This is a genomic window from Kitasatospora sp. NPDC059817 (assembly GCF_042731835.1).
Taxonomy (GTDB): Bacteria; Actinomycetota; Actinomycetes; order Streptomycetales; family Streptomycetaceae; genus Kitasatospora.
The window spans coordinates 1-6849 of record NZ_JBHWIR010000066.1; the positions used below are offsets into that span (position 1 = coordinate 1).

General features: G+C 74.8%; 6 protein-coding genes. All 6 read right to left on the reverse strand.

What is annotated here, in order from left to right:
* On the reverse strand, window positions 1-856 hold an 856-nt coding region (locus ACFV61_RS16570; RefSeq protein ID WP_380492278.1), incomplete at its 3' end, for a helix-turn-helix domain-containing protein.
* Window positions 857-968: 112 nt separating this feature from the next.
* Complete coding sequence (locus tag ACFV61_RS16575) at window positions 969-1811, reverse strand: class I SAM-dependent methyltransferase (RefSeq protein ID WP_363369481.1); 843 nt, start codon at window positions 1809-1811, stop codon at window positions 969-971.
* Entirely contained in the window at window positions 1808-3385 is a 1578-nt protein-coding gene (locus ACFV61_RS16580; RefSeq protein WP_380486345.1) for a 4-hydroxyphenylacetate 3-hydroxylase family protein, read from the reverse strand. Before ACFV61_RS16580 ends, ACFV61_RS16575 begins: the two co-directional genes overlap by 4 nt.
* A gap of 19 nt (window positions 3386-3404) precedes the next feature.
* On the reverse strand, window positions 3405-3935 hold the full coding sequence (locus ACFV61_RS16585; RefSeq protein ID WP_079135392.1) for a flavin reductase family protein: 531 nt from the start codon (window positions 3933-3935) through the stop codon (window positions 3405-3407).
* A complete protein-coding gene (gene asnB, locus ACFV61_RS16590; protein WP_380492281.1) occupies window positions 3932-5767 on the reverse strand; it encodes an asparagine synthase (glutamine-hydrolyzing) in 1836 nt (611 codons plus the stop codon). The genes ACFV61_RS16585 and asnB overlap by 4 nt, the downstream gene beginning before the upstream one ends.
* A 1-nt stretch (window position 5768) precedes the next feature.
* Window positions 5769-6548 carry a hypothetical protein gene (locus ACFV61_RS16595; RefSeq protein WP_079135393.1) on the reverse strand — a complete coding sequence of 260 codons (780 nt, stop codon included), beginning with the start codon at window positions 6546-6548 and terminating at the stop codon, window positions 5769-5771.
* Window positions 6549-6849 lie beyond the last annotated feature (301 nt).

Consider the following 6849-nt stretch of genomic DNA (forward strand, 5'->3'; position numbering starts at 1 on the left):
CCCCGCCGCCTCCCGCGCCAAAGGTATTAACTCCTAGTTCGGTCATCCGCGCCCGGTCGGCGGCGCCGTGCGGGGTGAACAGCAGCACCGTCGCGGTCGGGTCGTCCACCGGGTGGAAGGACGACAGCGTCAGCCGGACCGGTCCGAGCCCGGCCGGCTCGACGGTGACGGTGCGGACGGTCAGCTCCGCCACCGAGTGGCAGCCCCACCAGTGCCGGAACTCGGGCGCGTCCTCGTCCAGGTGCCGGTAGACCTCGCCGGTGCGGGGGTCGGCCAGGGCGGGGCCGGCCTGCGCCCGGAACTGCTGGAAGACGTTCATCGCGAGCGGTTCCCAGTCGCGGAACACGGCCCGCACCCGGTGGTCGGCGGCCATCACCCACATCAGGTTGCGCCGGTCGGCGGGGACGAACTCGGGCGAGCCCCAGAGCGCGACCCAGGCGGCGTTCCAGCCGAGCAGGTCGAAGTGGCGGTCGAGCAGGACGGCCGGGCTGGTGGGCCAGGAGTCCAGGACCGGCCGGATGGCCTCGGCGAGCCGGTCGGCACCGTCCTCCGAGGCGGCGGCCGCCGTCGGCTCGTGGTAGCCGGCCAGGCGCATGGCGTGCCGCAGCCCGGCCGCGTCCAGCCGCAGCACCCGGGCGATCGCCTCCAGCACCTGCCGGGAGGCGGTGACCCGCCCCTGCTCGACCCAGGTGTACCAGGCCAGGCCGACGCCGGAGAGGGAGGCGACCTCCTCGCGGCGCAGACCGGGGGTGCGGCGCCGGGTGGTGGCGGTGAGGCCGACGTCGGAGGGCTTGAGGAGCTCGCGATGGGCGCGCAGGAAGGCGCCGAGTTCCCTGCCTGCGGGGGGAGTTGACACGGTTGGCTCCTCGGCCCTGGTCGGTGCCGTCGAATGCGGGGGTGTGGGCTGCCACCAGCGTAGACGGAGCCCGCCGCCCACCCCAGGGGTGAGCGGCGGGCTACACATGTTGTTAACGAGACGTCAGCTGCCACAGCCGGACGGGCATGTGGCTGACGTGGCCGCGCTCCTGCTGCCGGCGCCAGGCGCTCTCGCCGACGGCACGGAAGAAGGCGGGCCGCTGCTGCGCCGGCACCGCGCGGCTGTAGTAGTCCCCGAAGGTGGCGGCGTGGAAGTGCTCGTACTGGGCGGCGCCGTCGACGGTGACCACGGCGTCGCGCTCCAGGTGGCCGGCCACCGCGAGGTGCGGGCCCACCACCGCCGCGAGTTCGTCGACGGTCCTGGTCCGGGTCGCGATCGGCAGCACCCCGGCGCGTTCCAGGACGCCGGGCACCTCGTCGTACGGGGTGCCGAGGGCGACCAGGGCGTCGCGGACCAGCTCGTCCTCGCCGCCGAGGCCGCGCTCGTCCCGGGCCGGGTGGTAGGTGGTGAGCAGGAAGCGGCCGCCGGGGGCGAGGTGGGCGGCGGCCCAGGCGAAGATCCGCTCCTCGTCCGGGTACAGCCAGTGCAGCACCGAGGTCTGGGTGATCAGGTCGGCCCGGAACGGCAGCGGCTCGGGCACGGTGAGGTCGGCCCGGTGCAGGGCGACCCGCTCGCCGTAGGGCTGGAGCCGGGCGGCGGCCTCGGCGATGCGGTGCTCGGAGCGTTCCAGGCCGACGGCGCGCCGCAGGGAGGGGAAGCGCTCCAGGGCCTCCTGGAGCAGCTGGCCGATCCCGCTGCCGAGGTCGATCAGGGATTCGGGGGCTCCGGTGACCTGGTCGAGCACCCAGTCCCGGTCCTGGACCTGGCGCAGCCGGCTGGCGTCGGCGTACCCCGCGAGGGTGCGGGCCTGGATCTCGACGGCGGACGTGCTCACGGCTGGTTCTCCTCCACGGTGGACGGCTGCTCGGTGGACTGCTGGTTGGTGGACGGCTGGTCGGTAGCTGGCTGCGCCGCAGCAGCGGGCTGCTCCGCGGCGCCCTGGTCGACCAGCTTCAGCAGCCGTTCGCGGGCGGCGCTCTGGTCGTAGCGCTTGAAGAGGTTGATCCGGTTGCGGGCCAGGTCGCCCCGGTGCACGTACTCGTAGAGGTCCTGGCGCTGGCCGAAGCCGTCGCCGGTCAGCTCCCAGGCGATCCGGAAGAGCCGGGCCTTGCGTTCGGCGTCGATGTCCCGGCCGCGCATGTAGCGGTCCAGGTGCGGGCGCAGCCGGGGGTTGGCGAGGTCCCCGGCGGTGGGCTGGATGAGCAGCCCGGAGGCGCCGATCTTGCGGACGATCTCGACCGCGCTGCCGGCCACCTCGGCCGACCAGACCCGGGAGGCCGCCGTGTCGCCGGGGGCGAACAGGCCGCCGTCGGTGAGGCCGCCGCGCGCCTCGGCGGCGTCGAGGAAGTACTCGGTCAGTTCGGCGTACCCGGCGAGGCGGCCCAGGTCCTCCTGGATGTTGCGGAAGCCGTCCACGCCGATCGACTCGGCGACCAGGGTGGCACTGGCCAGCAGGGTCCGCAGCCGCTCGCGGTAGCGGATGTGGCCGACGTAGGCGCTCCAGGCGTTGATCCGGCCGAGGCCGGTGCGCGCCAGGTTCGCGTCGCGCAGCAGGAAGACGCGGTCCCAGGGCACCAGGACGTCGTCGAAGAAGAGCATCGCGTCCTGCTCGTCGAACCGCGCGCCGAGCGGGTGTGCGTGCCCCCAGGAGGCGCTGCCGAGCGGTTCGCGGGCGAGGGTGATCAGGCCGGGGGTGTTGAGCGGCAGGGCGAACCAGGTCACGAACTGCTCGCCGCGGCCCTCGGTGAACGACGCCGAGAGGTAGACCAGCACCTCGTGGGCGATCGGGGCGAGCGTGGTGAGCTGCTTGGCGCCGCGCACCACGATGCCCCGGTCGTTCTCCTCCACGACACGCAGGGCGAGGTCCGGGTCGTCGAGTGGGTTGGCGGAGCGGTCGATCTGCGGGTCGCCGAGGGCGTGCGAGAGGACCAGGTCGTTGCTCGCGCAATGCCGGTACCACGCCTCGGCGTTGGCGCCGAAGCGCGGGTCGGCGCCGGCCAGCCGGTGCCGGAAGTCGTAGACGCCGACGGCGATCGAGGCCATGAAGGCGGGTGAGCGGCCCTGCTGTCCGAGTGCCTCGGCGTGCCACAGCTCGGCGCTGCGGCGCTGGAGCCGCAGGTCCTCCAGGGTGCGCGGGGGCTGGTAGGCGCGGGCCAGCCGCAGGCCGCTGTCCGGGTCCTCCCAGGTGAGCAGGTCGCGGTGGGCCGGGTCGTGCTGGAGGTCGATCAGGCGGGCCAGTTCGTCCACGGCCGGGCGGAACGCGGGGTGCTCGGCGGGGTTCGCGATGCGCTTGCCGTCGAGGTAGAGCTCGCGGCCGTCGTCCAGTTCGGCCCGGTACCGGTCGCCGGTCAGCAGGCCGCGGGCGGTGGCGGGTGCGCCGCGGCCGGTGATGGTGCCCAGCAGTGTCATGCGCCAACTCCGTTTGATGTCAAGGGTTCAAGGGTTTCGGGTCGATCACGCGGTACCGGCCGTCGTGGTAGAGCAGCGGGTCGCCGTCGCCGCGGTCCGCGGCGGCGACCCGGCCGACCAGGATGGTGTGGTCGCCGCCGGGCAGGGTGCCGTGCAGCCGGCAGTCGAACCAGGCCAGGGCGTCGTCGACGAGCGGGGCACCGGTGACGGCCGTGCGCATCGGCACCGCGGTGAAGCCGCCGAGCGCGCGCCCGGCCCCGGGGGTGGCGAAGCGCCGGGCCACCGCCGACTGGCCGTCCGTCAGGACCGAGAGGCCGAACCGTCCGGCGGCGCGGGCCGCGGCCACGAGCGGGCTGTGGCGGCTGACCGCGACGGTGACCAGCAGCGGGTCGAGGGAGAGGGTGCTGAAGGAGGAGACCGTCTTGGCGAAGACCTCCTCGTCCGCGCGGGTGGTGACCACCGCGACCCCGGTGGTCCAGCCGCGGGAGGCGGCCCGGAAGGCCTCCTCGGTGGCCTTCGCCGTGGTCACGGCCGCCGCGGGGCCGCTCATCGCAGCCCCACCCGGTAGGCGCGCAGCCACTCGTCGACCTGGACCAGGTGGTCGAGGCCGCCGACCGGGTTCGGCGCGGTGCGCGGGCTGGGCAGCGGGCGGCCCTCGGCGAGCAGCCGGCGGACCAGCTCGCGGTCCACCAGCTCGAAGACCGGCGCGTTCGGGTCGGCCAGCAGCTCGTGCGCCCGGGCGGTGAGCACCTCGGTGTAGCGGACGGCCGGGGTGGAGGGGTAGCCGCTCTTGGGCCGGTCGGCGACCTGCGGCGGGAGGAGGTCCCGGACGGCGTCGCGGAATAGGCCCTTGGCCCGCCCGTCCGGCGCCTTGAGCGCCCACGGGACGTTCCACAGGTACTCCACCAGGCGGTGGTCGCAGAACGGCACCCGCACCTCCAGGCCGACCGACATCGACACCCGGTCCACCCGGTCCAGCAGCGGGGGGAGCCAGCGGGTGAGCGCGAGGTGGAAGACCTCGCGGATCCGCGCGTCGGCGGCCGACTCGCCGGGCAGGCGCGACACCTCGCCGAGCGAGCGGTGGTAGGCGGCGGCGGTGTACTCCTCGGGGCGCACCTCGGCGCGGACGTCCGGGCGCAGCAGGTCCGCCGGCGTGGCCTTGCCGTGCAGCCACGGGAAGGTCGGCGCGGCGACGGCCTGCGCGTCGTGGAAGTACGGGTAGCCGCCGAAGATCTCGTCCGCGGCCTCGCCGGAGAGTGCGACCGTGGAACGCCGCCGCACCTCGCGGAAGAGCAGGTGCAGCGAGGCGTCCATCTCGCCCCAGCCGGGCCGGTCCCGGGCGCGCAGGACGGCGTCGCGGGCGTCCAGCAGGTCGTCGTCGGGCACCAGGACGGTGGTGTGCAGGGTGCCGATGTGCTCGGCGGCGGCCTGCACGTACGGGGCGTCGAGGGTGGTCCGCCAGGCGTCCGGGGTGCGGTCGGTGCTGCCGGGGAAGTCGACCGAGAAGCTGGCGATCTTCCCGTGGCCGGCCCGCTCGCGGGCGGCCGCGGCCAGCGCGGTGACGGCGCTGGAGTCGACGCCGCCGGAGAGCAGGGTGCACAGCGGCACGTCGCTGATCAGCTGCCGCTCGACGGCGTCGGCGAGCAGGTCCCGGACGGTGCCGCGGGTGGTCGCGGCATCGTCCCGGTGCTCGGCCGACTCCAGCCGCCAGTAGCGGAGTTCGCGGGTGGCGCCGCGGCCGACGACCACCAGGTGGCCGGGCCGGACCTCGTGCAGCCCGCGGAACAGGCCGTGGCCGGCGCTCGGCGCGGCGGGCAGCGCGAACAGTTCGGCGATGCCCTCGGCGTCCAGTTCGGCGCGGAACAGCGGGTTCGCGAGCACCGCCTTGGGCTCGGAGCCGAACAGCACCCCGGTGGCGTGGGCGTGCCAGTACAGCGGCTTGATGCCGAGGTGGTCGCGGACCAGCAGCAGTTCCTCGCGCGCGGCGTCCCACAGGGCGTAGGCGAAGATGCCGTTGAACCTGGTCGGCGCGTCCTTGCCCCACTGGAGGTGGGCCCGCAGGACCACCTCGGTGTCGGAGCGGGTCCGGAAGACGTGCCCGAGGGCCTCCAGTTGCGCGCGCAGCTCGCGGTGGTTGTAGAGCTCCCCGTTGTAGCAGAGCACGGCGCCGGCGTCCGGCCCCGGGCGGTCGGCGAGCGGCTGGACCCCGCCGTCCAGGTCGATCACGGACAGCCGGCGGTGGCCGAACGCGGCGTGCCGGGAGAGCCAGACGCCGTCCGCGTCCGGGCCGCGGCAGGCCAGGGTGGCGGTCATCTCCCGGACCGTCCGCGCCTGGTGGCGCAGGTCGGTGTCCCAGTCGATCCAGCCGGTGACACCGCACATCTCAGGACTCCCCCGGTTCGTCGTTGGCGGCGGGCCCGGCTGCGGCGCTCGACTCCCAGCGGCAGCCGTGGCCGGTCGGGCCGTTGGTCAGGCGGTGCGCGGGCCGGTAGCCCTTGGCGCGGATGTTGGCGGACAGCGCCTCGGTGCAGTAGGTGCAGGGCGAGGCGAGGGTCAGCTGGACGCCCGAGCGGCGGGCCTTCTCGCGGTAGTCCCAGATCGCACAGTGCGTGATGGTGAGCGCCGCGTGCTCGGCGCCGGGCGGCTCCTCGTCGTCGAACTCGTACTCCGAGCCGTACAGTTCGGCCTGCCGGGCGATCCGGTGGATCGGGTCGGCGGCGCCCCGGCCGTGGTCGGGTTCGACCTCGCGGTGCACCTCGGCATTGGACCGGGCCCAGTCCCCCAGCCCCTCCTCGCCGTAGCGGCGCACGAGGAAACGTTCCATCAGCGCCTGGTCGCGGAAGAACACCCGCTGCCACTCCGGGGCCGGGGCGTCCGGCGCGGGGAGGTCGGCGAAGAGCTCGGACTGCAGCACGAACCAGTCGGTCAGGTGCAGCCCGTTCCCGCGCGACACCAGGTACCGCGTCAGGCCCGCCTCGGCCTCGTGCAGCCGCTGGCGCCAGAGCGCGGACCGCTCGGCGTCCGACATCGCGCGGTACGGGGACCTCGGCTGCTCCGCGCCGGGGCTCCGGTGGCTCGCGGCGGCCAGCACCGCCGTGCGCGGGCCGGCGTCGGCACCCGCCGCACCGGTGGAACCGGTCGGACCGCCGGTCCTGTCGGACACACCCCCCATCGGGCCATCTCCCTTCGGCTGGACGATCCTTCGGACCGTCGTGTGGTGGTCGTTTCCCGCCACGCTACGGAGCGGGCCAGGCGCCCCGGTAGCCCCGAACGGCGCCGCTCAGGGCGCCGATCGTCGCCTCGCGCATGCTCCGAAGGTCACCTGCGGGAGGCGGCCGGAACACGACGGAGGGGCGGGGGGGGCCAGTCGGGCGCCGCGCCAAACACCCCGGACACACCCGGCACACACGGCACCCCCGCCACCCACGCGCCCCGCGCCCCACCGGAGACAACAGGCCGGCGGC